The sequence below is a fragment of the Ruegeria sp. AM4 genome (assembly GCF_056540665.1).
In genome coordinates this window covers 35,513-61,591 of record NZ_JBQFXD010000003.1, presented here as the reverse complement: position 1 = coordinate 61,591, position 26,079 = coordinate 35,513, and the positions used below count along the sequence as shown (strand labels likewise).

25 protein-coding genes are annotated in these 26,079 nt (G+C 58.7%); 7 read left to right on the top strand and 18 right to left on the bottom strand.

Annotated features, from left to right (window positions below; translation table 11 throughout):
* Positions 1-59: 59 nt before the first annotated feature.
* A complete protein-coding gene (locus ACR0JA_RS08065; protein ID WP_480572577.1) occupies positions 60-662 on the bottom strand; it encodes a DsbA family protein in 603 nt (200 codons plus the stop codon).
* Between the two features lie 108 nt (positions 663-770).
* Between ACR0JA_RS08065 and ACR0JA_RS08060 the strand changes: the two genes are divergently transcribed.
* The gene (locus ACR0JA_RS08060; protein WP_480572575.1) at positions 771-1,790 is read left to right on the top strand and encodes a ribose-phosphate pyrophosphokinase; all 1,020 of its coding nucleotides are present in this window, start codon (positions 771-773) and stop codon (positions 1,788-1,790) included.
* A gap of 97 nt (positions 1,791-1,887) precedes the next feature.
* On the opposite strand, the gene ACR0JA_RS08055 is transcribed toward ACR0JA_RS08060, so the two are convergent.
* The 8 genes from ACR0JA_RS08055 to ACR0JA_RS08020 all read right to left on the bottom strand — a co-directional run bounded on the left by ACR0JA_RS08055 (position 1,888) and on the right by ACR0JA_RS08020 (position 9,038).
* The gene (locus ACR0JA_RS08055; RefSeq protein WP_480572573.1) at positions 1,888-2,580 is read right to left on the bottom strand and encodes a nitroreductase family protein; all 693 of its coding nucleotides are present in this window, start codon (positions 2,578-2,580) and stop codon (positions 1,888-1,890) included.
* Between the two features lie 85 nt (positions 2,581-2,665).
* Complete coding sequence (locus ACR0JA_RS08050; RefSeq protein WP_480572571.1) at positions 2,666-3,016, bottom strand: H-type lectin domain-containing protein; 351 nt, start codon at positions 3,014-3,016, stop codon at positions 2,666-2,668.
* A gap of 120 nt (positions 3,017-3,136) precedes the next feature.
* A complete protein-coding gene (locus ACR0JA_RS08045; protein ID WP_480572569.1) occupies positions 3,137-3,547 on the bottom strand; it encodes a F0F1 ATP synthase subunit epsilon in 411 nt (136 codons plus the stop codon).
* A gap of 12 nt (positions 3,548-3,559) precedes the next feature.
* Positions 3,560-4,984 carry a F0F1 ATP synthase subunit beta gene (atpD, locus tag ACR0JA_RS08040; RefSeq protein WP_480572567.1) on the bottom strand — a complete coding sequence of 475 codons (1,425 nt, stop codon included), beginning with the start codon at positions 4,982-4,984 and terminating at the stop codon, positions 3,560-3,562.
* Positions 4,985-5,004: 20 nt separating this feature from the next.
* The gene (locus ACR0JA_RS08035; protein ID WP_010441762.1) at positions 5,005-5,880 is read right to left on the bottom strand and encodes a F0F1 ATP synthase subunit gamma; all 876 of its coding nucleotides are present in this window, start codon (positions 5,878-5,880) and stop codon (positions 5,005-5,007) included.
* A 12-nt stretch (positions 5,881-5,892) separates the two neighbouring features.
* Positions 5,893-7,431: a F0F1 ATP synthase subunit alpha gene (atpA, locus tag ACR0JA_RS08030; protein ID WP_480572565.1), complete on the bottom strand. Its 1,539-nt coding sequence runs from the start codon at positions 7,429-7,431 to the stop codon at positions 5,893-5,895.
* Positions 7,432-7,992 (bottom strand): F0F1 ATP synthase subunit delta, encoded by a 561-nt coding sequence (locus tag ACR0JA_RS08025; protein ID WP_480572563.1) that lies wholly within the window; start codon positions 7,990-7,992, stop codon positions 7,432-7,434.
* Positions 7,993-8,303: 311 nt separating this feature from the next.
* A complete protein-coding gene (locus ACR0JA_RS08020; protein WP_480572561.1) occupies positions 8,304-9,038 on the bottom strand; it encodes a class I SAM-dependent methyltransferase in 735 nt (244 codons plus the stop codon).
* Between the two features lie 61 nt (positions 9,039-9,099).
* Between ACR0JA_RS08020 and gloB the strand changes: the two genes are divergently transcribed.
* The 3 genes from gloB (at position 9,100) to ACR0JA_RS08005 (ending at position 13,066) form a co-directional block, all read left to right on the top strand.
* Entirely contained in the window at positions 9,100-9,867 is a 768-nt protein-coding gene (gene gloB, locus ACR0JA_RS08015; RefSeq protein ID WP_480572559.1) for a hydroxyacylglutathione hydrolase, read from the top strand.
* A 174-nt stretch (positions 9,868-10,041) separates the two neighbouring features.
* A complete protein-coding gene (clpA, locus tag ACR0JA_RS08010) occupies positions 10,042-12,366 on the top strand; it encodes an ATP-dependent Clp protease ATP-binding subunit ClpA (protein ID WP_480572557.1) in 2,325 nt (774 codons plus the stop codon).
* A 91-nt stretch (positions 12,367-12,457) separates the two neighbouring features.
* Positions 12,458-13,066, top strand: coding sequence for a DJ-1/PfpI family protein (locus ACR0JA_RS08005; protein WP_480572555.1), 609 nt, complete (start codon positions 12,458-12,460; stop codon positions 13,064-13,066).
* Positions 13,067-13,070: 4 nt separating this feature from the next.
* On the opposite strand, the gene ACR0JA_RS08000 is transcribed toward ACR0JA_RS08005, so the two are convergent.
* From ACR0JA_RS08000 to ACR0JA_RS07990, 3 genes are all read right to left on the bottom strand, one after another.
* Positions 13,071-14,771, bottom strand: a complete 1,701-nt coding sequence (locus tag ACR0JA_RS08000; RefSeq protein WP_480572553.1) for a peptidoglycan -binding protein — start codon at positions 14,769-14,771, stop codon at positions 13,071-13,073.
* A gap of 3 nt (positions 14,772-14,774) precedes the next feature.
* Positions 14,775-15,953: a biopolymer transporter ExbB gene (locus tag ACR0JA_RS07995; RefSeq protein WP_480572551.1), complete on the bottom strand. Its 1,179-nt coding sequence runs from the start codon at positions 15,951-15,953 to the stop codon at positions 14,775-14,777.
* Positions 15,954-16,022: 69 nt separating this feature from the next.
* The gene (locus ACR0JA_RS07990) at positions 16,023-16,553 is read right to left on the bottom strand and encodes a gamma-glutamylcyclotransferase (protein ID WP_480572548.1); all 531 of its coding nucleotides are present in this window, start codon (positions 16,551-16,553) and stop codon (positions 16,023-16,025) included.
* Between the two features lie 67 nt (positions 16,554-16,620).
* Here ACR0JA_RS07990 and ACR0JA_RS07985 point away from each other — a divergent pair, with 67 nt between their 5' ends.
* Positions 16,621-17,622 (top strand): DUF2125 domain-containing protein, encoded by a 1,002-nt coding sequence (locus ACR0JA_RS07985; RefSeq protein WP_480572545.1) that lies wholly within the window; start codon positions 16,621-16,623, stop codon positions 17,620-17,622.
* Here the strand turns inward: ACR0JA_RS07985 and ACR0JA_RS07980 are convergent.
* The 4 genes from ACR0JA_RS07980 to ACR0JA_RS07965 form a co-directional block, all read right to left on the bottom strand.
* Positions 17,619-18,464, bottom strand: coding sequence for an extensin-like domain-containing protein (locus ACR0JA_RS07980; protein WP_480572542.1), 846 nt, complete (start codon positions 18,462-18,464; stop codon positions 17,619-17,621). The two genes, ACR0JA_RS07985 and ACR0JA_RS07980, sit on opposite strands and share 4 nt — an antisense overlap.
* Before the next feature lie 2 nt (positions 18,465-18,466).
* The gene (locus ACR0JA_RS07975; protein WP_480572539.1) at positions 18,467-19,381 is read right to left on the bottom strand and encodes a prephenate/arogenate dehydrogenase family protein; all 915 of its coding nucleotides are present in this window, start codon (positions 19,379-19,381) and stop codon (positions 18,467-18,469) included.
* Positions 19,378-20,463, bottom strand: coding sequence for a histidinol-phosphate transaminase (hisC, locus tag ACR0JA_RS07970; RefSeq protein WP_480572536.1), 1,086 nt, complete (start codon positions 20,461-20,463; stop codon positions 19,378-19,380). The genes ACR0JA_RS07975 and hisC overlap by 4 nt, the downstream gene beginning before the upstream one ends.
* 65 nt (positions 20,464-20,528) lie before the next feature.
* Entirely contained in the window at positions 20,529-21,944 is a 1,416-nt protein-coding gene (locus ACR0JA_RS07965; protein ID WP_480572533.1) for an aminotransferase class V-fold PLP-dependent enzyme, read from the bottom strand.
* Positions 21,945-22,046: 102 nt separating this feature from the next.
* Between ACR0JA_RS07965 and ACR0JA_RS07960 the strand changes: the two genes are divergently transcribed.
* Positions 22,047-22,508 (top strand): Lrp/AsnC family transcriptional regulator, encoded by a 462-nt coding sequence (locus ACR0JA_RS07960; protein ID WP_480572530.1) that lies wholly within the window; start codon positions 22,047-22,049, stop codon positions 22,506-22,508.
* 129 nt (positions 22,509-22,637) lie between these two features.
* Here ACR0JA_RS07960 and rpsD read toward each other — a convergent pair whose 3' ends face one another.
* Both rpsD and ACR0JA_RS07950 read right to left on the bottom strand, forming a co-directional pair.
* Positions 22,638-23,258: a 30S ribosomal protein S4 gene (gene rpsD / locus ACR0JA_RS07955; RefSeq protein WP_058275494.1), complete on the bottom strand. Its 621-nt coding sequence runs from the start codon at positions 23,256-23,258 to the stop codon at positions 22,638-22,640.
* Positions 23,259-23,463: 205 nt separating this feature from the next.
* Positions 23,464-23,967 carry a hypothetical protein gene (locus ACR0JA_RS07950; RefSeq protein WP_480572527.1) on the bottom strand — a complete coding sequence of 168 codons (504 nt, stop codon included), beginning with the start codon at positions 23,965-23,967 and terminating at the stop codon, positions 23,464-23,466.
* Between the two features lie 408 nt (positions 23,968-24,375).
* On the opposite strand from ACR0JA_RS07950, the gene ACR0JA_RS07945 reads away from it, so the two are divergent.
* A complete protein-coding gene (locus ACR0JA_RS07945; protein WP_480572524.1) occupies positions 24,376-26,061 on the top strand; it encodes a tryptophan halogenase family protein in 1,686 nt (561 codons plus the stop codon).
* Positions 26,062-26,079: the final 18 nt, after the last annotated feature.

Sequence of the window (26,079 nt, the reverse complement as noted above, 5' to 3'; positions counted from 1 at the left end):
CAGCAAGCTGCGCCTCCCCCCCCGGGATATTATTAGCCAGTTGAAGCAGACGGTAGCGGCTAGTCTTTCAACGTCGCCAGGTGGCGGTCGAGATCGTCCAACCGGTCCTGACCCCAGAACCGCTGATTATCTGGTGTGATGTAGAACGGCGCACCGAATACACCGCGATCCACAGCTTCTTCGAGATTGACTGCATAGGTTTCGGCCCCGACAAGCAGGCCGCTGTCGGCCAGGTTCGGGTCGAACCCCGCCCTTTCAAGACAGTCTCGAATGACGCTGTCTTCGGCGATGTCCTTTTCTTCGGCCCAGCAGGCCCGCAAGATGGAATGGCACAGATTGCCGACATCCCCTGACCCATCCTTTGTCGCCGCAATGACCGCGTAGGACGACGGCGCCGCATTGGTTGGCCAGTGAGCCGGTTGAAGGTTGATGTCCATCCCCAGGTTCTTTGCCTGTCGCGTCAGTTCCTGCGTTCGATACTCCACGCGCGAGATATGTCGGTCCTTGGGCGGGACGCCACCGGTACGACCGAACAATGCTATAATATCAAGCGGTTTGTAATTGATCGTCGCACCATGCTTTGCTGCGACCTCCTCAAGCCGCGTACCTGCCAGGTAGGAAAAGGGCGAGAGTGTCGCAAAAAAGTAGTCAATCTGGGCCATGTTCACTTTCTCCGCAGCGTCATCTATGCGCGACGGTAGACCCATGCTAAGCGGTGTCAACATCACGAATCTGTCACATTGCCAACGCTGCCCGGGGACCTACAGCCGATGCCGACACTTCACGAACCCAAGCTTATCGCTGGGAACGCCAATCTTCCGCTTGCCGAAACCATCGCCCGCCGCATGAGCCTGCATCGCGGAGTGGATCAGGGTCTGGTCGACGCGCGGGTCGAACGGTTCAACGACGGCGAGATCTTCGTCGAAGTGTTCGAGAATGTGCGCGGCGAGGACATGTTCATCATCCAGCCGACCTCGAACCCGGCCAACGACAACCTGATGGAGCTGCTGATCATCGCCGACGCCTTGCGCCGCTCGTCAGCCCAGCGGATCACCGCCGTGATCCCGTATTTTGGATATGCCCGCCAGGACCGCCGCACGAAAGCACGCACCCCGATCAGCGCCAAGCTGGTTGCCAACATGCTGACCGGCGCCGGGATCGAACGTATTCTGACGATGGACCTGCATGCGGCACAGATTCAGGGCTTTTTCGACATGCCGGTCGACAACCTGTACGCCTCGCCGATCTTTGCGCTGGACGTCAAGACACAGTTCAAGACCCAAATGGACGACCTGATGGTCGTGTCACCCGATGTCGGCGGCGTCGCCCGCGCGCGCGAATTGGCCAAACGCATCGAGGCACCGCTTTCGATCGTCGACAAACGCCGCGAAAAAGCCGGTGAAGTGGCCGAGATGACGGTGATCGGTGATGTAAAAGACAAGATCTGCCTGATTGTCGACGATATCTGCGACACGGCCGGAACCTTGTGCAAGGCGGCGCAGGTTCTGATGGATAACGGCGCGAAAGAGGTGCATTCCTATATCACGCACGGCGTCATGAGCGGCCCTGCAGTTGAGCGCGTGACAAACTCTGTCATGAAATCGCTGGTTCTGTCCGACACCATTCAGCCGACACCCGAGGTTGCCAAGGCTGAGAATATCCGCATCGTGCCCACCGCACCGATCTTTACGCAGGCGATCCTGAACATCTGGAACGGGACCAGCGTTTCGTCACTGTTTGAGGACAAAACGCTGACGCCGATATACGAATCGCTGTACCACGCAGGCTGACCCGGCGCGGGATGTGGGGCACAGTGCTGACGTCCCCTTGGGGGTACTGACAACCCGTCCCGCAACAGCGGCCGACAAAGATTACGGACCGCAGAACCTATTCTGCGACCGTCATGATTTCGTCCAGCGATTTTTTCATCTTGGCGACCTTCGGGACCTTTGCGTCCTTGTGCGGATGACCAACAGCTACGATCATGATCGGTTTTTCGTGATCTGGGCGGTCCAGAAGTTTGTTCAGAAACTTCATGGGGTTCGGCGTATGGGTCAGTGAAACCAATCCGGCATGATGCAGAGCCGCCAAAAGAAATCCAGTCGCGATCCCCGTGCTTTCAGGTACGTAATAATTCTTGAACCGTGTTCCGTCATCAAAATGGCCCCAACGCTGCGCGAATATCACGATCAGCCACGGTGCCTCCTCCAGATGCGGTTTGTGATCGTTGGTGCCGATCGGCTCAAGAGCTTTGAGCCATTCATCACCCGCTCCGCCATCGTAGAATTTTCTTTCTTCCTCTTCGGCTTCTTCGCGGATGCGTTTCTTCAACGCTGGGTTCGAAACCGCCACAAAGTGCCAGGGCTGATGGTTTGCGCCTGAAGGGGCTGTGCCAGCGGTACGGATACATTCTTCGATCACCGCTTTGGAAACAGGGCGATCAGAATAGTCCCGCACTGTGTGTCGGCGCTTCATCGTTTCATAAAACGCCAATGCCGCATCCATCATGTCAGCGTCGGTCAATTGCGCCCGGTCCGGCAGGTCTATGGCTTGGTATTCGATATGCTCTTTGGCAAACACTGCGTACCTCGTTCAGAATGTTCTCTGATGCGTCTTCTTTATGGACGTCGCTGCGATCATTGGCCATGTTCGATTGGTTGCTGGATCAGGAAATGTTCCAGTCATCCTCATGCGCGACTTCTCCTATTGCCATCCAGGCCACGCGAATGCGCGCGATACGCGTATCGGACCATGTCCGAAAGACCGCATTGAATGCCGTGGTCGTGATATCTTCGGCCTGGACTTCGGCGCGCAGCGCCGAGGACGTGTCCACGTCCCACAGCGATACGCCGATCTGCACCAGCGGTGGGCTCCGGAATGGTTCGCTGAATCGAATTGCTACCTTGCGTTCGCGGGCGCCGGTGCCGGTCCACATTTCGCCGCCATCAGCAAATTCGGAAAACAGGACTTCCTCACCCTGGTCGATCCCAATCGGATGTGTTTGAAATTTTTTCATTCTGTCGTCTTTTTTCTTTGAATATCCAAAACTTACTTTGGAAATCAAACAATAGCACGACAAAAAAAACGGCCCCGCTTGGGCGGAGCCGTTTCGAAATTCCGGGATCCAATGACGCCTTTACAGGCTCATGTGCGTCCCAAGGGCCTCCATGTCGGCCAGCAGCTTGGCGGCATCATCGACGATGGTCTGATCGTCTCCTGCCTTAGCTGCTTCGTGCGAGGCGCGTGCTTCAGCGATCAGGTCATCGATATGCGACCGTGTCACTTCGGCAACCGGAATGGCCTTTTCCGCCAGAACCGACAGGCCATCGCCGTTGATCTGAGCAAAGCCGCCGGTGACCAGGTATTCGCTGGACCCTTCGGGTGCCTCGACCTTCAGGATGCCCGGGCGCAGCGTGGTGATGGTGGGGGCATGATCGGGCATCGCCGTCATGTCCCCGTCCGCGCCGGGTAGTTGGACCGCGCTGGCCGCGAGCGAAGCAAGGCTCCGCTCGGGGCTGACGAGGTCGAATTGCATCGTGTTTGCCATCAGGGATACTCCTTAGGCGGCTTCTGCGGCCATCTTTTCCGCTTTGGCGATCACTTCTTCGATGCCACCAACCATCAGGAAGGCCGCTTCGGGCAGGTGATCGTATTCGCCAGCGACAACCGCTTTGAACGACGAGATGGTGACATCCAACGGAACCTGAACGCCCGGCGAGCCGGTGAAAACCTCGGCCACGTCGAACGGCTGCGACAGGAAGCGCTCGATCTTACGGGCACGGGCCACGGTCAGTTTGTCCTCTTCCGACAGTTCGTCCATGCCGAGGATGGCGATGATGTCCTGCAGCGACTTGTAGCGCTGAAGGATCTGCTGGACGTCGGTCGCGACCTTGTAGTGCTCTTCACCAACGATGGCCGGGTCGAGCAGACGCGAGGTCGAGTCGAGCGGGTCAACGGCCGGGTAGATACCCTTTTCCGAGATCGCACGGTTAAGAACGGTGGTCGCGTCCAAGTGGGCAAACGAGGTTGCCGGTGCAGGGTCGGTAAGGTCGTCCGCAGGAACATAAATGGCCTGCACGGACGTGATCGAGCCCGACTTGGTCGAGGTGATGCGTTCCTGCAGAGCGCCCATGTCGGTCGCCAGCGTCGGCTGGTAGCCCACCGCCGAAGGAATACGACCCAGCAGAGCCGAAACCTCGGAGCCCGCCTGCGTAAAGCGGAAGATGTTGTCGACGAAGAACAGAACGTCGGTTCCGGACTGGTCGCGGAACTGCTCGGCCAGGGTCAGACCGGTCAGAGCAACACGTGCACGCGCACCCGGAGGCTCGTTCATCTGACCGTAAACCAGCGCAACCTGCGAGTCCGACAGGTTGTCGGGCTTGATCACGTTCGATTCGATCATTTCCCAGTACAGGTCGTTGCCTTCACGGGTCCGTTCACCAACACCCGCGAACACCGAGAAGCCCGAGTGCACTTTTGCGATGTTGTTGATCAGTTCCATGATCAGAACGGTTTTACCCACGCCGGCACCGCCGAACAGGCCGATTTTACCGCCTTTGGCGTAGGGGGCCAGCAGGTCAACAACCTTGATGCCGGTCACCAGAATTTCCGACTCGGTCGACTGTTCGTCAAACTCGGGCGCGGGCTGGTGGATGGCGCGGGTCTCGGTTGCCTCAACCGGGCCCTTTTCGTCGATCGGCTCGCCGACCACGTTCAGGATACGGCCCAGGGTTGCGTTGCCAACCGGAACCGAGATCGGTGCGCCGGTGTCGGTTACGGCTTCGCCGCGGACCAGACCCTCGGTCGCATCCATCGCGATGGTGCGGACAGTGTTCTCACCCAGGTGCTGAGCAACTTCCAACACCAGGCGTTTGCCGTTGTTGGTGGTTTCCAGCGCGTTCAGAATTTCAGGCAGCTGATCTTCGAAGTGCACGTCGACGACGGCCCCGATGATCTGTGTGACTTTGCCTTTTGCATTCGCCATGTTTCGTCTCCGGTATGTCTCTACAGCGCTTCGGCGCCGGAAATAATTTCAATCAGCTCGTTGGTGATCACGGCCTGACGCGAGCGGTTGAACTGGATCGTCAGCTTGTCGATCATCTCACCCGCGTTACGTGTCGCGTTGTCCATTGCGGACATCCGTGCACCCTGTTCAGACGCTCCGTTTTCGAGCAGAGCCGAGAAGATCGCTGTCGCAACCCCCTTGGGCAGCAGGTCAGCCAGGATGGCCTCTTCGCTGGGCTCGTAATCGAACACGGCACCGCTGTCGTCACCCTCGGTTTCCTCGAACGAGGCGGGGATGACCTGCTGTGCCGTCGGGATCTGGGTCACCACGTTGACGAACTTCGAGTAGAAGATCGTGGCAACGTCGAACTCACCCCCATCGAAACGGGACAGGACGTCCTTCGCGATGTCTTGCGCGTTGTTGTAGCCAATGCGCTTGACCTCACTCAGGTCGATATGTCCAACGAACAGATCGCCAAAATCACGCTTGAGCGCGTCGCGGCCTTTCTTGCCGACGGTCAGAACCTTGACCGTCTTGCCCTTGCCGCGCAGCTCGTCCGCTTTGGCGCGGGCCAGCTTGGCGATGTTCGCGTTGAAGCCGCCACACAGGCCGCGTTCAGCTGTCATGACAACCAGCAGATGGACATCATCACTGCCCGTACCACGGAGCAGCTTTGGGGCGCTGTCGCTGCCCCCGACCGACGCCGCCAGCCCCGCCATCACGGCATTGAACCGTTCGGCATAGGGGCGCGAGGCTTCGGCAGATTCCTGGGCGCGGCGCAGTTTTGCAGCCGCGACCATCTGCATGGCCTTGGTGATCTTGCGGGTCGATTTGACCGACTCGATCCTGTTTTTAAGGTCCTTCAGACTAGGCATCGGAACCCCCTATCAAGCGAAGGTCGCGGCGTATTCGTCGATCGCTGCCTTGAGTTTGTCCGCTGCGTCACCTTTGATCTTCGGATCTTCGTCGGTGATCCACTTCAGCAGGTCAGCGTGCTTGCCGCGCAGGTGCGCCAGCAGGCCAGCCTCATAGCGGCCAACTTCAGATACGTCGATTTTGTCGAGATAGCCGTTGGTGCCTGCGAAGATGACGCAGACGATTTCCGCGTTGGTCAGCGGCGAGTACTGCGGCTGCTTCATCAGCTCGGTCAGACGCGCACCACGGTTCAGCAGCTGCTGAGTTGCGGCGTCGAGGTCCGAACCAAACTGCGCAAAGGCCGCCATTTCGCGATACTGAGCCAGTTCCAATTTTACCGGGCCAGCAACCGATTTCATCGCATCGGTCTGAGCCGAAGAACCCACACGCGAAACCGACAGACCGGTGTTCACAGCAGGACGGATGCCCTGATAGAACAGTTCGGTTTCCAGGAAGATCTGACCGTCGGTGATCGAGATCACGTTGGTCGGAATAAACGCCGAAACGTCGCCGCCTTGGGTTTCGATAACCGGCAGAGCGGTCAGCGAGCCAGCACCGAAATCTTCGTTCAGCTTCGCCGAACGCTCCAACAGACGCGAGTGGAGGTAGAAAACGTCACCCGGGTAAGCTTCACGTCCGGGCGGACGACGCAGCAGCAGCGACATCTGACGATAGGATACGGCCTGTTTCGACAGGTCATCATAGATGATCAGCGCGTGGCGGCCGTTGTCGCGGAAGTATTCGGCCATTGCGGTTGCCGAGTAAGGCGCAAGGAACTGCATCGGCGCCGGGTCGGACGCGGTTGCAGCCACAACGATCGAATATTCAATCGCACCGGACTCTTCCAGTTTCTTCACCAGCTGCGCAACGGTCGACCGCTTCTGACCAACCGCCACATAGATGCAGTACAGTTTCTTCGACTCGTCGTCGCCTGCGGCGTCGTTGTAAACTTTCTGGTTCAGGATCGTGTCCAGAGCCACGGCGGTTTTACCGGTCTGACGGTCGCCAATGATCAGCTCACGCTGGCCACGGCCGATCGGGATCATCGCGTCAACCGATTTCAGGCCGGTTGCCATAGGCTCGTGCACCGATTTACGCGGGATGATGCCGGGGGCTTTGACGTCTGCAACGCCACGCTTCGACGCATTGATCGGGCCTTTGCCGTCCAGCGGGTTGCCCAGACCGTCAACTACGCGGCCCAGCAGTTCGTCACCAATCGGAACGTCCACGATCGAGTTGGTGCGCTTAACGGTGTCACCTTCTTTGATGTCCCGGTCGGAACCGAAGATAACGACACCGACGTTATCGCTTTCCAGGTTCAGCGCCATGCCCATGATGCCGCCGGGGAATTCGACCATCTCACCGGCTTGCACGTTGTCCAGGCCGTATACACGGGCAATCCCGTCACCGACGCTCAGCACGCGGCCGATCTCGGCCACTTCGGCTTCCTGACCAAAATTCTTGATCTGGTCCTTCAGGATTGCAGAAATCTCTGCAGCTTGGATTCCCATTTATCCGACCTCTTTCATTGCATTCTGTAGGGAGTTGAGTTTCGAACGGATCGAGCTATCGATCATTTTCGAGCCCACTTTAACGACAAGACCGCCGATGAGGCTTTCATCAACGGTCGCATTGATTGTCACGGTCTTGCCCACACGCTCGGACAGCGTTTTGGACAGTTTATCCAGTTGAGTTTTGGTCAGCGCCTTGGCTGACGCAACATCGGCGGTCACTTCGCCACGCTCGTCGGCCAACATATCACGCAGAACTTGCACCAGTTGCGGCACGACGAACAGACGACGCTTTTGCGCCATCAGACCCAGCGTGTTGCGCAGGATCGCGTGCAGACCCATTTTGTCAGCGATTGCGGTGATTGCGCCTTCTTGTTCGGCGCGCGAAACCAGAGGCGATGCAATCAGGTTGCGCAGTTCGGCGCTGTCGCCCAATGCTGCTGCCAGATCGTTGATTCCGGTTTCCAGACCTGCAAGGTCATTATTCTCTTTGGCGATCTCAAAGATCGCGGTGGCATAGCGCTCGGCAATGCCAGTGGAAATCGAAGCTGGTTCGGACACGTCCACCCTTCCGATATTTTAGGCCCCGAAAACTGCCCGCGCAGCCACCCCGGGGGCGTGAAGAAACCCCGTCCAGAAGGCCGGGGATCAAAATCACCGGGGATGTAGCAGAGCCGAACCAAGCTAGCAATATAATATAGCGGCAGCGCATTTATCCACAAAATGTTTAATTTCAACATGTTAAGAAAAGTGCGTCCCTTTGCACCGATCAGAATGGGTGAAAAATGTTACCGAACTGCAGCTTTTTGCGATTCCTGTGACCTTTTTCCCGCAATTTACCCCTTGCATCAGAGATCAGGTCACCACGTCATTCAGGCTGGTTTCAACAGCCCGTCCAGCGCCTTGATTGGGCGTTTGGCGGCGTCTTTTGTGACGCTCCCACTGCGAGGACGGATGTGTTTGCTGGCCTCGACCATCAGAACCCCGCCCGCCATGACCGTTGGCAAGCGCTGTCCGGTTTTCTCGATCAACCCACCGGATTTGAGCCAGAAGCGGCGATAGGACGGTGGCAGGTACAACGCCGAACAATGGTTTTCAGGCAGGAAATGGTGTTCTCGAAGCTGGCTTTCCAACTGCGTCGCTGAATAGGGACGGCCAAATCCAAACGGCGTGCGGTCAGATCGCGACCACAAACCGGCGCGGTTGGGGACAACGAACAACGCCCGCCCGCCCGGCCCCAGCACGCGCCAGCATTCCTCGAGCAACTGACTGGGCCGCTCGGTCGTCTCCAGCCCATGCATGACAACCAGCTTGTCCACATGGCCGGTCTCAATCGGCCAGAGCGTTTCTTCGGTCAGTACCGACACGTTGGGCATTCCGGCAGGCCATGGCATCACGCCTTGCGGTCCGGGCATCAGCCCGATCACACGGCGCGCGTCGGCAAGGTAGGGTCGCAGCAACGGAACCGCGAATCCGAACCCGACAACGGTTTGGCCCTTGGCCTCGGGCCACAGATCGACAAGACGACCGCGGATGGCTGCCTGCGCCGCACGCCCCAATGTGCTGCGGTAGTAGAAATTCCTCAGATCCTGCACATCAAGATGCATTGCGGACACCCGGTCAATCGGCTTAGCTGGGCGCAGTCTAGCAACGAAAGGGCAAAAGGCCATGCCTCTTGAGATCGTCACCATTCCTTGCCTCAGCGACAATTATGCCTTTCTGGCGCATGATGCCGCCAGTGGCGAGACCGCATTGATCGACGCACCGGAAGCAGGGCCGATTCTAGCGGAACTGGATGCCCGCGGCTGGCGCCTGACACACGTGTTGCTGACACATCATCATTGGGATCATGTGGATGGATTGCCGGGTATTTTGGAAACGCACCCAGCGCGGGTGATTGGCGCGAAGGCCGACGAAGCGCGGCTACCCAAGCTGGATCAGGCGGTCGTTGAAGGCGACACATTTTATGTCGGTGGGGAAACCGTCGAGGTTCTCGACGTACCCGGTCACACCATTGGCCACATCGCGTTCTATATGCCTCAATCAAATGCAGTATTCACCGCAGACAGCCTTATGGCGCTGGGATGCGGCCGCCTGTTTGAAGGGACTCCGGTACAGATGTGGGCGTCGCTGTGCAAGCTGGCGGCGCTCCCGGATGAGACAATCGTGTGCTCGGGACATGAATACACCCAATCGAACGCGAAATTCGCGCTGACGATCGATCCGGACAATGCTGCCTTGCTGGATCGAGTCGCCGATATCAACCGGACCAGAGCTGCCGGAGCGCCTACTGTGCCGTCAACTCTCGCACTGGAAAAAGCAACAAACCCGTTTTTGCGCGCCGAGAATCCAGAGATTCAAGCCCGATTGGGGTTGGGAAATGTCGATCCGGCCGCTGTCTTTGCCGAAATCAGGGCCAGAAAAGACCGCTATTAGCGCATATTTCGCACTGTTCACGGCCACGGTCACAAGAAATGTGACTGTCAAGAGCAAGAAAACCCTTGAAGCCGGGCCACGATCAACCAAACTCTAATAGTATGAGGACATGGTTGGGATGGGGATCCGGCCGATACTCGACCCCCTTCCGGCCCAATTTAGAGGAGCACCCGCGTGCCTTCATTCTCGAGCACATTGGAACAAGCCATCCACGCAGCCCTGGCGGCTGCGAATGAACGGCGACACGAATTTGCAACGCTGGAACATTTGCTGCTGGCACTTTTGGAAGAACCCGATGCGATCCGGGTGATGAAGGCATGCAGCGTCGATCTGGACGAATTGCGCAGCACATTGGTTGAATTTATTGACGAGGATCTATCGAACCTTGTGACCGACATAGACGGGTCCGAGGCTGTGCCGACCGCTGCTTTCCAGCGTGTCATTCAACGTGCCGCGATCCATGTCCAAAGCTCGGGCCGGACCGAGGTGACCGGGGCCAACGTGCTGGTGGCGATTTTCGCCGAACGCGAAAGCAATGCCGCCTATTTCCTGCAAGAACAGGACATGACCCGCTATGACGCGGTGAACTTTATCGCGCATGGCGTGGCAAAGGATCCGGCCTATGGCGAAAACCGGCCGGTGACCGGCGCGGACGAGGTCGAGGAAGAGGCGCAGGCAACCACCGCTGAATCTGAACAGAAAGAAAGCGCGCTTGGTAAATACTGTGTCGACCTGAACGCCAAATCGCGCGCTGGCGATGTTGACCCTCTTATCGGTCGTTCCGCCGAGGTGGAACGCTGCATTCAGGTGCTGTGCCGCCGCCGCAAGAACAACCCGCTGCTGGTGGGTGATCCGGGTGTTGGCAAAACCGCGATTGCAGAAGGTCTGGCGCACAAGATTGTGGCTGGCGAGTCGCCGGATGTTTTGTCGAACACCACGATCTACTCGCTGGACATGGGCGCATTGCTGGCGGGCACCCGTTACCGTGGCGATTTCGAAGAACGCCTGAAGGCGGTCGTGACCGAGTTGGAAGATCACCCGGACGCAGTTCTGTTCATTGACGAGATACACACCGTGATCGGGGCTGGTGCCACGTCCGGTGGCGCAATGGATGCCTCGAACCTGCTGAAACCTGCGTTGCAGGGCGGCAAGCTGCGCACCATGGGCTCGACGACCTACAAGGAATTCCGTCAGCATTTCGAAAAGGACCGCGCGCTCAGCCGTCGGTTCCAGAAAATCGACGTAAACGAGCCTTCGGTGGAGGATAGCGTAAAGATTCTGCGCGGCCTCAAGCCCTATTTCGAAGAGCATCATGAGATCAAATACACCGCAGATGCGATCAAGACGGCTGTGGAACTGGCCGCGCGGTATATCAATGACCGCAAACTGCCCGACAAGGCCATCGACGTGATTGATGAGGCCGGAGCGGCGCAGCATCTGGTGGCGGAAAGCAAACGTCGCAAAACCATTGGCGTGAAAGAGATTGAGGCTGTGGTTGCCAAGATCGCCCGCATCCCGCCCAAGAACGTCACTAAGAACGACGCCGAAGTTCTGAAAGATCTCGAAGCGTCGTTGAAGCGGGTGGTGTTTGGTCAGAACGAGGCCATCGAAGCGCTGTCCAGCGCCATCAAGCTGGCACGCGCAGGTCTGCGTGAGCCCGAAAAGCCCATCGGCAACTATCTGTTCGCCGGTCCGACCGGTGTTGGTAAGACCGAGGTCGCCAAGCAACTGGCCGATACGCTGGGCGTGGAGCTGCTGCGTTTTGACATGTCGGAATACATGGAGAAACACGCTGTTTCCCGTCTGATCGGCGCGCCTCCGGGCTATGTTGGGTTTGATCAGGGCGGTCTGCTGACCGACGGTGTGGATCAGCATCCGCACTGTGTGCTGCTGCTGGACGAGATCGAAAAGGCGCATCCGGATGTGTTCAATATCCTGTTGCAGGTGATGGATCATGGCGAGCTGACCGATCACAATGGCCGCACGGTGAACTTCCGCAACGTGGTGCTGATCATGACTTCGAACGCGGGCGCGCAGGAACAGGCCAAGGCCGCCATCGGCTTTGCCCGTGATCGTCGCGAGGGTGAAGACACCGCCGCGATCGAGCGCATGTTCACCCCGGAATTCCGCAACCGTCTGGATGCCGTGATCTCGTTCGCGCCGCTGCCGAAAGAGGTCATCCTGCAGGTGGTCGAAAAGTTCGTCCTGCAGCTTGAGGCGCAATTGCTGGATCGCGGTGTGACCATTGATCTGACGCCCAAAGCCGCCGAATGGCTGGCCGACAAGGGCTATGACGACAAGATGGGCGCCCGTCCGTTGGGTCGTGTGATCCAGGAACACATCAAGAAACCGCTGGCCGAGGAACTGCTGTTCGGCAAATTGGCCAAGGGTGGTGTTGTTCGGGTCTCGGTCAAGAAAGGCGAGTTGGATCTGGAAATCCTTGGCCCGGATCAGCCCCGCATTCCGGGCGACAAGCCGCCCTTGCTGACTGCGGATTGACCAGACGACCTCACAAAATTGCAAGCGCCCGCCTACCTCTGTTGGCGGGCGCTTTTCATTCAAAACCCCCGCTCCCGAAAGGAGAGTTGGAATGCGCAAGATTGGTGCCCTGATCTTTCCCGGTTTCGAATTGCTGGATCTATTCGGCCCAATGGAGATGTTCGGGCTTCTGCCGGATGACTTTTCGCTAGAACTGATCGCCGAAACCGCAGGTCCGGTCGCCAGCAATCAGCACCTTCAAGCCGTCGCCGAGGCGACTTTGGATACGCCCCGGTCATACAACATTGTCTTTGTTCCAGGTGGCGCTGGCACACGTCGCGAAATCGCCAACCCGCGCCTGTTGGAATGGATTGCGCTCAGTTCAGCAAAGGCGGAATTTACCCTGAGCGTCTGCACCGGCAGCGCCCTTTTGGCCAAAGCCGGGGTTTTGGATGGACGACGCGCCACCACGAACAAGGCTGCCTTTTCCTGGGTATGCGAACAGGGGCCGGATGTGGATTGGGTTCCGCAGGCCAGATGGGTCGAGGACGGCCCCGTCCTTACATCATCCGGCGTTTCGGCCGGCATGGATATGGCGCTGGGTGCAATCGCCCTGATGCACGGCACAAACGTCGCCGACAAGGTCGCGACATGGTGCGAATACACATGGCACAAGGACAAGGCCCACGATCCATTTGCAAAGGTTCATGGCCTGGTTTGAACGCCTATCGCTCGGTCAGTTTCAGTTCGATCCGGCGATTCTGCGCACGCGCTTCGGGCGTATCGGCGGGGTTTACGGGCTGAAACTCGCCAAAGCCGTTGGCCGCCAGCCGCTGGGGCGGAATGCCCAGCGCATCAACCATATAGCGTACGACGGACAAGGCGCGACCCTGGCTGAGCTCCCAGTTGTCACGATAGCGACCCGATCCGCCCAGCGGCACGTTGTCCGTATGGCCATCCACACGGATCACCCAGTTCAGGCCCTCGGGTATTTCTGCCGCAACACTGCGCAGGATGTTGGCGACCTTGGCGATTTCCAGTTGCCCTTCTGGCGATAGAACGGCCGAGCCAGTGGCGAACAACACCTCAGAGGAGAAGACAAAGCGGTCGCCTTCGATGCGAACGCCCTCTTGATCACCCAGCACATCGCGCAGGCGGCCAAAGAACTCAGACCGGTACCTTTGCAGGTCTTCCGCCTGCGCCGTCAGTTGTTCGTTCTGACCGGCCAACTCCTCGGCTTCGGCTTCCAGTCGAACACGCTCGGCCTCTTCCAACAGGCGGCGCCGACGCTCTTCGGACGCGGCGCGGGCCAGTGCTGCGTTCAGGTCCTGCCCGAGAGTTTGAATCCTGATCTCTGCCGCTTCATTCCGATCCTCATAGTCATCCAAAAGCGCCTGCAATGAACCAAGCTGTCCGCGTAGTGCCGACATCTGCTGGTTCAACAAGGCCGTCTGCTGTTGCGCCTTGGTCGAGATTTCCTGCTCCGAGGCAAGAGTATCGCGCGCAGCGGCCAGCAATGCGGCCCGTTCTTCGGCCAGAGTTCTCTGCGCCGCCGCATCCGCCTGCGCCTGCGTTTGCGCATCAAGCGCGGCCTGCAGCTGCGCTTTCAATTGCTCGGGATTCAATTCGCCGAACTGCCGCTCCAATTCCGCTTTGGCGGCTTGGGCAGCGGCCAACAAGGTCAATGTATCCTCGGCCTCTTGCCGCTGCGCCTCAAGTGCAAGGGTCATCGCGGTCAGTTCCGCATCGGCGTTTTGCAAACGGTCCCGCAGGTTTTCTGCAGCCGCAGCTTCGGCCAACCGAGCGGCTTCTTCGTCAGAAAGCTGTTGCTCTAGTTCGGCGATCTGTGCGGTCTGGGTGGCATCACTGCTTTCCAGATCGGCAACCAAAGCCTCAAGAGCTTCACGACGCGCGGCGGCCAGACGGGCAGCCTCGGCCTGCGCGTCGATCTCGTTGCGGCTTTGTGCCAAGGCCAGGTTCAGCGCCTCTTGTTCAGTCAGCAAATCGTCGCGCTGCGCCTGCAAGTCTGCCCGAAGCGACTCAAGCGCCGCGATATCGGTTTGTGCCCGCGCCTGATCGGCCAGCAACGCCGCAACTTCGGCTTCAAAAGCTGTGATACGGCCCTGCGCCTGTGCTAGATCATCCTCGACCCGCGTCAAGGTCGTGTTCAGCGCGCCCAAACGGGCCTGAAGCCGGTTGTTTTCCCGCTCTTCCAGCCCCAACGCACCGGCAAGAGCTGCCACCTCATCAGACAGCGCGGTCAATTCGTCTTCCTGACCCGAAATGGTTTCCCGAAGCACGAACTGGACGACCATGAAAATGGTCAGCACAAAGGTCAGAACCATCAGCAGGCCGGTCATCGCATCGACAAAGCCAGGCCAGACCGAGCCCTGAAACCGTTGACCGGTGCGGCGGGAAAGGGCCATCCCTTACTCTCCTTCCGGCGGGGTGCGGACCGCGCCGCGTGGCAGGGTCAGCGCCTTGACCAACAGTTCGAAATCCTTGCGCAGCTCGTTCATGCTGTCCTGACGCCCAGCCGAGATTTCTTCGAGGATGCGCAGCAATTGAACGTCCATCGACCGCAGGCGCATCCGACTTTCGGCATCGATCCCCTCGCCCGCGCCGTGATCGCGCATGTGATCCAGCAAGGCATCCTGCCCCAGCGCGACGCGTTCCAATGCGGCGGTGACGCCCTCACCCTGCGCCTGTCGCTGGTTCATATCACCGATGGCGTCGACAAGCTGCCCCAGTTTGGCCGAGACATCGGCGCGGTCGGCCTCTTGCGCAGTGAACATCTCTTGCAGGGCGTCCATCTGCTCGGCCATGGTGTCCAGCACCGGGGTCAGAACGGCAAGTTCCGCACCGCCATCGTCCGACCCGCCAAAGCCAACGCGAGTGATCCCCGACAGCCATTCCTCAAGCTCACGGTAGAACCGGTTCTGACCGTGACCGGCAAACAGTTCCAGCAAGCCCACGATCAATGACCCAGCCAGTCCCAACAGGGATGAGCCGAACGCAACGCCCATGCCCTGCAACTGGGATTCAAGGCCCGTCATCAGGCGGTTGAAAACGGTCAGCCCTTCTTCACCGTCCTGCGGGTTCAGGCTGCGAATCGTGTCGACAATCGCCGGAACCGTGGTGGCCAGACCAAAGAACGTGCCCAAAAGCCCAAGATAGATCAGAACATTGGTGATATAACGCGTAATCTCACGCTCTTCCTCGATCCGTTCCGCCACCGAATCCAGAATCGACCGACCAGAGCTGGAGCTGATATGCGACCGGGCGCCCCGAGATCGCAGCAGCGCGGCCAGCGGTGCCAGCAATTGCGGGGGGCGCACATCGTCGCGTTCAACGCCGCCGGCAAAAGCCTCGATCCAGCGCACCGATCCGATCAGTTGAGTCACCTGATAGAAACAGGCCAGAACACCAATGATGAACACAAGCAGTATGAAGCCGTTCAGGTACAGGTTCGCCTGAAACACGGGCATTACGTAGGGCAGCGCGAGAAACACACCCAGACCGGACAGCCCGATTGCAATCAACATCATCAGGATTTGACGAATGGGATGCGAGAAATGCGGTCTCGCGCTCTGCTGTGCCTGCGCCATGCGCGTGTTTCCCGGTTTTTGCCTGCTTTGGGCCAAACCTAGCGAAAACCCCGCGATGACGCCAAGGGTTTATGCGGTTATTGTCCGCACCCGTTGCGACAACCACTCAAGGTCCGGATCGTGCAGGCCGATCTCGGTCAGGTGTTCGGCGGTATTGTAGAGGTATTCGGTATTTGGACCACGCCCGCCCACCGCGCGTGCAATGATCTGGGCCTGCTCTTCCAAGGGCATACCGCCGCAATACTGGACGTGATGCGGGTCGATCACATAGGTCACCGCGTTCACGATCTCGCCCGAACTCAGCTGAACATCCAGCATCCGTTCCAGATAGGCCGAGGAAATCAATTCGCGTTCGCGCAGTTCATCCAACGTGCGCTCTTCATGCCCGGCCTCGACCGACAGTGCCAATCCTGTGCAGTGCGCATCGGCCTGTTCGTCCAGCGCCAGTACAAGGCCCGGGGACTCTTCGGTGCCGCGATGGTGGATCGAACTCATGCAGAAAGACCGCGCATATCCATGCAGCGTTGCATGTTCGCTGCGAGCCACCGGAAAGCCCGGATTCCACAACAGCGATCCATATCCGAATACCCACATCGTCATTGCACTGGTCCTTGCCTGTTTGCGCCTATAAACATCAATTCCAAGGCAGGAAAAAGGGCCATTCCTCATGCGCCGACTGATACGAGTACTGATTTTTGTTGCTGTCGCCTGGAGCGCATACTGGTTTGTTGCCGGTTACGGTCTGCGCACAGCGCTGACCAGTTGGTTCGACAAGCAGCAGGAACTGGGCTGGCAGGCCGACTTTTCAGAGGTCGAAACCGCCGGGTACCCGACCCACCACGTGACGCGTTTGATGAACCCGGCGCTGGCCGACCCAATCAACGGCACCGCCTGGAGCGCCGACTGGATCGAGTTTGAAAGCCCGGCGATCTGGCCCGGCCGACAGGTTCTGCGCTTTGCAGATACGCCGCAGCGCCTGTCTTACTTCGACCAGACCGCGACGATTCAGGCAAACCAGATGCAGGCCGAGCTGCAATTGCAACCGGGCGTCGCGCTGGTGCTTGAGAAAATGGCGCTGACCGCTGGCCCCTGGTCCGTGGCCGAGGATGGCGTTGCGCAAGCAGGCGGCAAAAACTTGGGCATGATCATGGAGCAGACCGCCCTGCCCGAGGTCTACAACATCTCAGCCCGAATTGACGGGTTTACCCCCGGTGACGATCTGCGAGCCCTGATGCGCTCTGCCACCACCCTGCCACAAGCGTTCGAGACGCTGGAACTGGACATGACGGTTGCGTTCGACAAACCCTGGGATCGGACCGCGCTGGAACAACGCAGGCCGCAACCGGCCAAGATCGATCTGAATCTGGCCGAAATGAAATGGGGTGAGTTGCGCCTGTTTGCAGCGGGCGGGCTGGACGTTGACGCGCAAGGCATTCCAAGCGGAGAGATCGCAATCAAAGCCGAAAACTGGCGCGACATGATCGCCATGGCAAATGCGGCAGGCGCCCTGCCCGATCAGGCGGTTGATCCGGTGACGCGCGCATTGAATTTTCTGGCCGGCTTGGGTGGCAACCCAAAGGCGCTGGACCTGCAATTGAATTTTCGCGACGGCTACGTTGCGCTGGGTCCGCTGCCGCTGGGTCCTGCGCCCCGGTTGATCCTGCGTTAGCGGCAGTAGGGCCCGCTGCGATGGCGGGCTGTATCCAAATGGAAATGATCGCGGTGATAGCGGTCGGAATTCGGCCCTAGAACCGTACCAAATGGTCCACACGCCCCGCGCCAGATCTTTTTCAACTGCTTCTGCGAGGGGTTCTTACGCCACCCGCTCAGAACCGTCACAACCTCACCATCCGCCATTTTGAAGGCGGATATGTCGATCGCGCGGCCCTTACCGTGTTCGGAAATGCGCGCGCCCTTGCGGTTGTTGCGGGTGCGGCAGGCATAATGCGCGGCGACCTGCAACTCGACAACCGGCCCCCGCCGTTTGAAGGTTGGCTTGACCGCTTTGTCGACCCATTTGTTCAGCGCGATAGCGGTGCCGCAATCCATGGTCGCCGGTCGGCTGAGTACGACACCAGACACAGACGTAATCTGTACAGCGTCACTTACGCCGCAGGCTTTCACCTTGCTGGTGACTTTGCCCACTGGCTTGCCCTGGATCGCGATATCTCCGCAGACCGACCCCTTGCGCAGCTTGCGCTTTTTGAACAGAACCTCCTGCTCGAGCGTCTTGGGCCGCAAATTCGGTTTCAGCGAAACATCCGGCCCCAACAAAGGCAGGTCAAGCGGGCGCGCCGCCACGGCAACCTCTTGCGGCGAAGCGGGGCGCACTTGTGGGCGCAGTTTGACGATCACCGCAGGCGCCGGGACGGTTGCCGAAGCTGTAATGACACTGGCAGTTACGACGGGTCTGGGGACCGGAAACAATGAGGTCTCGGGCGAGGCGGCCAGCGCGGGCAGGGTCAACAAGCTGAGACCAAGAACCACGATTGCGCCTCGACTGCCCCTCATGTCTATGCCTTTCCTCGTCCAAAATCCGGCGCATCCGTGTCCTGCCCGGCGTCGATAATCCCGCGCCGGATTGCACGCGTGCGCGTGAAATAGTCGAAAAGTTGCTCGCCGTCACCTGTTCGGATTGCCCGTTGCAGGGCAAATAGCTCTTCGGTGAAGCGGCCCAGTATTTCCAGCGTCGCGTCTTTGTTGGTCAGAAACACGTCACGCCACATCGTAGGGTCCGACGCCGCGATGCGCGTGAAATCCCTGAAACCGGCTGCGGAATACTTGATCACTTCGGTATCGGTCACCCGGCGTAGGTCGTCAGCCACCCCCACCATCGTGTATGCGATCAGGTGCGGCGCATGCGACGTGACGGCCAGAACCAGATCGTGGTGATCCGCGTCCATCTCATCGACATTTGACCCCAACCCCTCCCACAGCCTACGTAGTTGCGCGATGGCATCCGGGTCAGTTCCTTCGACCGGAACCAGCAGGCACCAGCGATTGTCGAACAGTTCCGCAAAGCCAGCCTCGGGGCCGGAATGCTCGGTTCCTGCCAAGGGGTGCGCCGGAATGAAATGTACACCCTCGGGAATTTGCGGGCCGACATCTTTGATCACATGGCGCTTGACCGAGCCCACATCGGAAACCGTCGCGCCCGGTTTCAGCACTGGCGCGATATCTTTCGCCACAGGCCCCATCGCCCCGACAGGAACGCAGAGTACAACCAGATCGGCACCCTCGACGGCCTCTCGCGCGGTATCGCAAACCCGGTCGCACAGCCCGATCCGGCGGGCTGTATCCCGGGTGGCTTCGGATCGGGCATAGCCCGTGACCTCACCCGCCAGTCCGGCTCGCTTGATCGCCCAGAACATCGACGATGCAATCAGACCCAGCCCGATCAGCGCCACACGGTCGTAAATTTGGCTCATGCCGCGCCCCCTTTGAATGCGGTGATCGCCGCGACGACACGGCGGCAGGCTTCCTCATCGCCCACGGTGATCCGCAAGGCGTTCGGCAGGTTGTAGCCCGCAACGCGGCGCACAATCAAACCCTGCGTTTTCAGATAGTCATCGCAAGCCTCGGCTTCGGCCCTGTCAGCAAAGCGAGCGAGGATGAAATTTGTGCAGGACGGATCCGATGGCACACCGATCCTTGCCAGCTCATCTGCCAGCCAAACGCGCAGGCGGGCGTTTTCTGCCTGGCAGTAGCTCAGATATTCCTCGTCCTGCGCCGCCGCCTCAGCCGCAGCCAGAGCCGTCAGCGATAGGTTGAAGGGTTGGCGCACACGGTTCAGCACGTCGATGATATCCTGCGCGGCATATCCCCAGCCGACGCGCATTCCGCCCAGACCATAAACCTTTGAAAAGGTTCGCGTCATGATGACGTTCGGAAAACGGTCGGCCAGTCCGGCACCGCCGTCGAACCGTTCGACAAATTCGGCATAGGCACCATCGATCACCAGCAGGCAATTGCCCGGAAGACTTTGGGCCAGACGTGCCAATTCCGCGTCCGAGATCATTGTCGAGGTTGGGTTGCCCGGGTTGGTGACAAAAACGATCCGGGTTTGTGACGTGACAGCAGCAAGGATCGCATCGACATCTACGTGCCGGTCCCTTTCAGGCACCATGACAGGTGTCGCCCCCGCCATGCGTGCGATGATGGGATACATGGAAAATCCATGCTCAGTATGGATGACCTCATCCCCCGGCCCGGCATAAGCTTGCGCCACAAATTGCAGTACCTCGTCGCTGCCGACCCCGCAGATGATCCGCGCCGGATCGAGCCCGTGTTTTTCTCCGATCACCGAACGCAAGCTGGCGTGATCGGTGCTGGGATAGCGATGCAGATTGGCTGCGCTGTTGCGGACAGCCTCAATCGCCTTTGGGCTTGGACCAAAGGGGTTCTCGTTAGAGCTTAGTTTGATCACATGCGCGACCCCTGCCACATGCGACTGTCCGCCCTGATACAGCGCGATGTCCATGATACCGGGTTGCGGGGTGATTTTGGTCATGAGAGGCTCCGTTGATTGGAGCCTCTCATATCTGTCTCAGCGTCTTGAGAAAAGCGGCAATTCCGTCAGGCCGCCTTGAAACGCGCCGTTGCCGGATCCGCGTTGTAGAAGGGTGCAAACTCCTCGGTTCTGCAGGACAGGTCGTTCACACTGTCGATGATGAACTGCACTGTCTGCTCACTCATCAGATACGAAAAGTTCAACCGGACCCAACCCGGTTTCTTCATCTCTTCCCCGGCCATAAGATCCGCATGCAGCCCTTCCGAGGTTTCGCGGTCAATTCCCAACAGGCGATGTGCGTAAGGCCCGGCACAGGCACACCCGCCCCGCGCCTGAATGCCGTAGATATCGCTGAGCATCCGGGTAAACAGTTGCTGATGAACGGGGTCGCCCGCATTGTCACGAACAAGGAACGAAAAGATCGGCAAGCGATGCGCGGACTCAACGCCGAGCAAGGTCAGATGCGGATTGTCTTTCCAACCCTTCAGCGCCATCTGGTTGTACTTAACCTCACGGCGCGCGATTTCGTCGGTGCCCACGACATCCTTGACGATAAAGGCCAGCGCCGCGCGGATGTCGCCGATGACGTTCGGCGTTCCGGCTTCTTCACGCGTTGCCAGATCTTCACTGTAGTCGTGACGCCAGGGCGACACGAAACTAACGGTGCCACCACCGGGCCAACTGGGGCAGGTACGCTGCACAACGGCACCATTGACGATCAAAACGCCCGACGCGCCCGGACCACCGGGGAACTTGTGCGGGGACACGACGACCGCATCCTTGCGCGCATCTTCCGGGCCCATGTCAATCGGCAGATATGGACCGCCACCGGCATAATCCCAAACAGCCAAAGCCCCGTGCGCCTTGAGCAATTTGGTAACCGGATCAGAGTCGGTGATGATTCCGGTCACGTTTGACGCGGCCGAGAACGAACCGATCACCAAATCCGCTGCCGCGTTGGCGATCAAAGCATCCTCAAGCGCGACCAGATCCGGCCCACCCCCTTTGCCTTCCGGGATTTCAATGACCGTCGCCTTGCTTTCACGCCAGGGCAGAATATTGGAATGGTGCTCATACGGGCCGATCAATACAACCGGCTGGTCAGCCTCGTTCACTCCCATCAGACTGACCAACCGGTTGAGCCCCGCAGTGGCGCCGGACCCGGTGAAAATCACCGTGTCTTCTCCCCTCGCACCAACAATACGGGCTATTTCTGCTCGCGCTTCGCGGCGCAAACGTGTCATGTACGACCCACAGTAAGAAGCTTCGGTGTGGCTGTTGGCATAGAACGGCAGCACATGCTGGGCCACATAGTCCTCAACCTGCCGCAGAGCGCGGCCCGAAGCGACGTAATCCGCATAGACCAGCGGCACGTCCCCATGCAGACTAGGGATCAGGACATTTTCACCGATCAATCCATCACGCAGTTCACTATCATGAGCGGCGGCCATCAGGTCTGCGCGAAATCTGGACAAGGTCATAACATGGGCTCCTTCTTACAGAACCAATGTGATTGATCTTGGATCCAAAAACTTCACCATTCTTTGCCTGTAAACTTCGTTTTTTGTGTCATATGATCAGATATGGACCAAAAATTAGATCAAATTGACACACGCATCCTGAAGGAGCTTCAGACAGACGCCACCCTGTCCCAACGCGAGTTGGCGGATCGGGTCGGGCTGTCCCAGAATGCCTGCTGGCGACGTCTGAAAGCGCTCAATGACAACGGCGTTCTGTTGGGCTCGACGGCGCGGATCGCGCGGGAAAAATTGGGGCTCAGCCTTGTGGTCTTTGTCATGCTGCGCACCCGCCACCATTCAGCCGAATGGCTACAGGCGTTTCGCAGCCATGTGCTGACCATCCCCGAGGTCGTGGACTTCCATCGGATCGGCGGCGACTATGATTATCAATTGAAGGTGGTGACCCAGGATATGGCCTCATACGACAGGGTCTATCAGCGCCTGATCGAAAAGGTCGAACTGGATTCGGTCACCTCGTACTTTGCCATGGAGGCTATCGCCGAAGGTCGGCCACTGCCCCTCTGATCTTTCTGCATCTGGCCAAGAAATATCTGGGGGTAGGGTCGCGGCCTGCCGCGATGGGGCAGCGCGCCATCCGAACAAAAAAAGACCGCGCAGAATGCGCGGCCTTTTGTATTCGGTGGTCTGCGAAGATCAGTTCTTCGCGTAGAATTCGACGACCAGGTTCGGCTCCATGACAACCGGGTACGGCACATCGCCCAGGCCCGGTGCGCGCACGAAGGTCGCGGTCATTTTCGAGTGATCCGCATCGATGTAGTCAGGCACATCACGCTCGGCCAGCGCAGCAGCTTCCAGAACAACAGCCAGTTGCTTGGACTTGTCACGCACTTCGATCACGTCGCCTTCTTTGACACGGTAGGACGGGATGTTGACCCGCTTGCCGTTCACTTTGACGTGGCCGTGGTTCACGAATTGACGTGCGGCAAAGACGGTTGCAACAAATTTGGCGCGGTAGACGACGGCGTCCAGACGACGCTCCAGCAGACCGATCAGGTTCTCACCTGTGTCGCCGTTCACACGCACGGCTTCGGCGTAGATGCGGCGGAACTGCTTCTCGGTCAGGTCGCCGTAGTAGCCTTTCAGCTTCTGCTTGGCGCGCAGCTGCAGACCGAAGTCCGACAGCTTGCCCTTGCGGCGCTGGCCGTGCTGGCCGGGGCCGTATTCACGACGGTTGACCGGGGATTTCGGACGACCCCAGATGTTTTCGCCCATCCGGCGGTCGATTTTGTACTTGGCAGACGTGCGTTTGGTCACGGCTGATCTCCTTCGTTAGGTCGAGGCCATATCTGGCCACTATGAAGGGCGTTGTCCTCTTGAGGTTCCCCCCATGACAGGCATCCCCTTGCGAGGGCCACCAACACCAATGAAGCCGCGCTTATAGCCGCGTGCGCGCCGGAGTCAACACGCCAATCGACCGGAAATAGAATGTTTGAGGGCTGGGGTTGGTCCGCCAGCAGACCTACTCGGCCGCGATGCCCGCGACCTGATCCTGTTGGACATCCACGGCGTCGGGTTTGCGTCCACGACCGGGAAAGGAAACAACGGTTTCATCCGCTTGCGGATAGCCCGCCGAAACCGCAGCCAATATCACCGAGTTGACCCAGAATTCCTGCTCGCGCGCGGGGCATCCATGCTCGAAGATCAACACCGCGCGGTCATCACCCTTGATCCGCACCAGATCGGCGACAAAGCTTTGCGCACCATTTGACAACTCAATCGTTGCATACACGGTCACAGTGCCCTCGATGGGCTGAAATGCAGCGCCGCCGGAAACCGTCAGGCCCGTGCTTTCGTTTGGCAGATACGCCAGACCCATTTGACCTGCCGTGGCGAGGTTCGAAACCGGCCCCCGCCAGGACCAAGACGCACCAACAGACAGATCGGCCAACGGGGCCGATTCAAGCCCATCCAGTTCGGTTTGGGTCCAGTATACTGCTACACGACCGCTTTCACCGGTTCTCATCTCTTTCGCCCGCACTGTTAAACATCCCACCTTTAACGTGACCTGTTTATCAACGAAAAAATGGGCAGAAAAGAGACCGAAATGCAGCGTTCACAAAAATGTTGCTGAAAGGTTAACGAATGTCACAAACCCAGCCGGATGAGGTGGAAGCGGCGTGTCACAGAAAGGTCGGCACCCCCTTGCCGGATACGACCAATCCGGCCACGACATTGCAGCGAATACCGTGACCGACAAATCTGACGCGGCCAATCCACAGCCGACCTCCCAAGTCGCCGAAGGCCCTAGCGAGGTGCGGGAAAGCTGCTATAGTTTCCCCCTAGCCAAAAGGGAAAGCTGCAATCGATCCCAATAACCAAAAAAATGGGACAGCAGCTGCACATTCCCTTAAGCAAACAGGGACAGAAAAATATGAACAATCGCTTGCGCAAAATCACCATCGTAGGCGGCGGAACGGCGGGTTGGATGACCGCGCTGATCCTCGAGATGGTGTTTTCCCGCACTTCGGCCTCCAAGGATCGCCCACGCATCTGCCTGATCGAAAGCCCCAATATCTCGACCGTGGGTGTGGGCGAGGCCACCGTACCGCGTATGCCCGTCACGCTGAGACAAGCGGGCATCTCAGAGCGCGATTTTTTCCGCGAAACAAACGCGTCGTTCAAACTTGGGGTGAAATTCTGCAACTGGAACAAGGACGCCAAAGGCAACCGTATCGATTACGTGAACCCCTTTGCGCATGGTCAGCTGCTCGAAGGGTTGGAGGCCGCTGAATACTTCTTGCGTTTCGGCAACGGAGACCGGGATTTTACGCAATCCATCGCGCCGCATGACGATCTGGCCCGTCTGTGCAAAGGTGCGCGGCAGCTCGGCCAGCCCGAGTTCGAGCAACGATTTGGCTATGCCTATCATCTGGATGCCGTGAAATTCGCGGGCATGCTGACCAAGGTCTGCACCAAACGCGGCGTCGAGCATATTCAGGACGAAGTGCAATCGGTCGAACTGAACGAACAGGGCAATGTCAGCCATCTGATGCTGGAAAGCAAAGGCCGTCACGACATTGAGATGGTCATAGACTGCACCGGTTTCCGCGGGTTGATCATCAACAAGGCGCTTGGCGAGCCGTTTATGGATTACTCGGACTACCTGCCCAACGACCGCGCAATGGCATTGCAGATCGAGCATCCCGACCCTGAGAAAATCGAAAGCGTCACACGCTCGACCGCGCTTGGTGCCGGTTGGACATGGCGGGTGCCGCTCTACAACCGTGTGGGCACTGGCTATGTGTACTCGTCCGCGCATCGTACGGATGATCAGGCGGCAGACGAGTACCTTGAATGGCTGGGCGATAGCGGTAAGGGAATGACCCCGCGCGTGATCCCGATGCGCATCGGGCGCGTGCGCAACGCCTGGGTCAAGAACTGCGTGGCGATCGGCCTGTCCGGCGGATTTATCGAACCGCTTGAAAGTACCGCAATCCATATGATCGACCATGCGATCCGTTGGTTCGCCGAACATCTGCCCACGTGCGACATCGAGCCCGCGCTGCGCGACAGATACAATCGGCAGATGAACAAGCTTTATGATGAGGTTCTGGATTTCATCTGTCTGCACTATCGGTTGGGCAACCGCACTGACGATCAATACTGGATCGACGCGCGCACCGAAATGAAGATACCGGATCGGCTCGCCGAAAACCTTGAACTGTGGCAGCACCGCCTGCCAATGGAGCACGATATCGAGTTCGCGACCCTGTTCAACTTCCGTGTTTATCAAACGGTTCTATTGGGCAAGCAGGTCTATGACACCGGCTATGGCACCGGCATTCGCGATCGCATTCGACCGCTGAAGAAACCGATCTGGTTCCAGTGGTGGAAAGGCGCAAAGGTGGACCTTGCGCAGATACTCAAGACGATGCCCGATCATAAAACACTGCTGCGCGATATCAGGGGCGAACTGGAGCGACCAGCCTTTGGCAAAGCGGTTTCGGCAAAACCGACAGTGGCAATGCCCGGCGTCAAACCAGCGCCGGTTATCGTTCAGAACATGCCGAACCTTGCCGAAATCCAAAGCGGCGCAAAGGATTTGCAATTGTTCTAGCACCACTTTGCGCAGCTG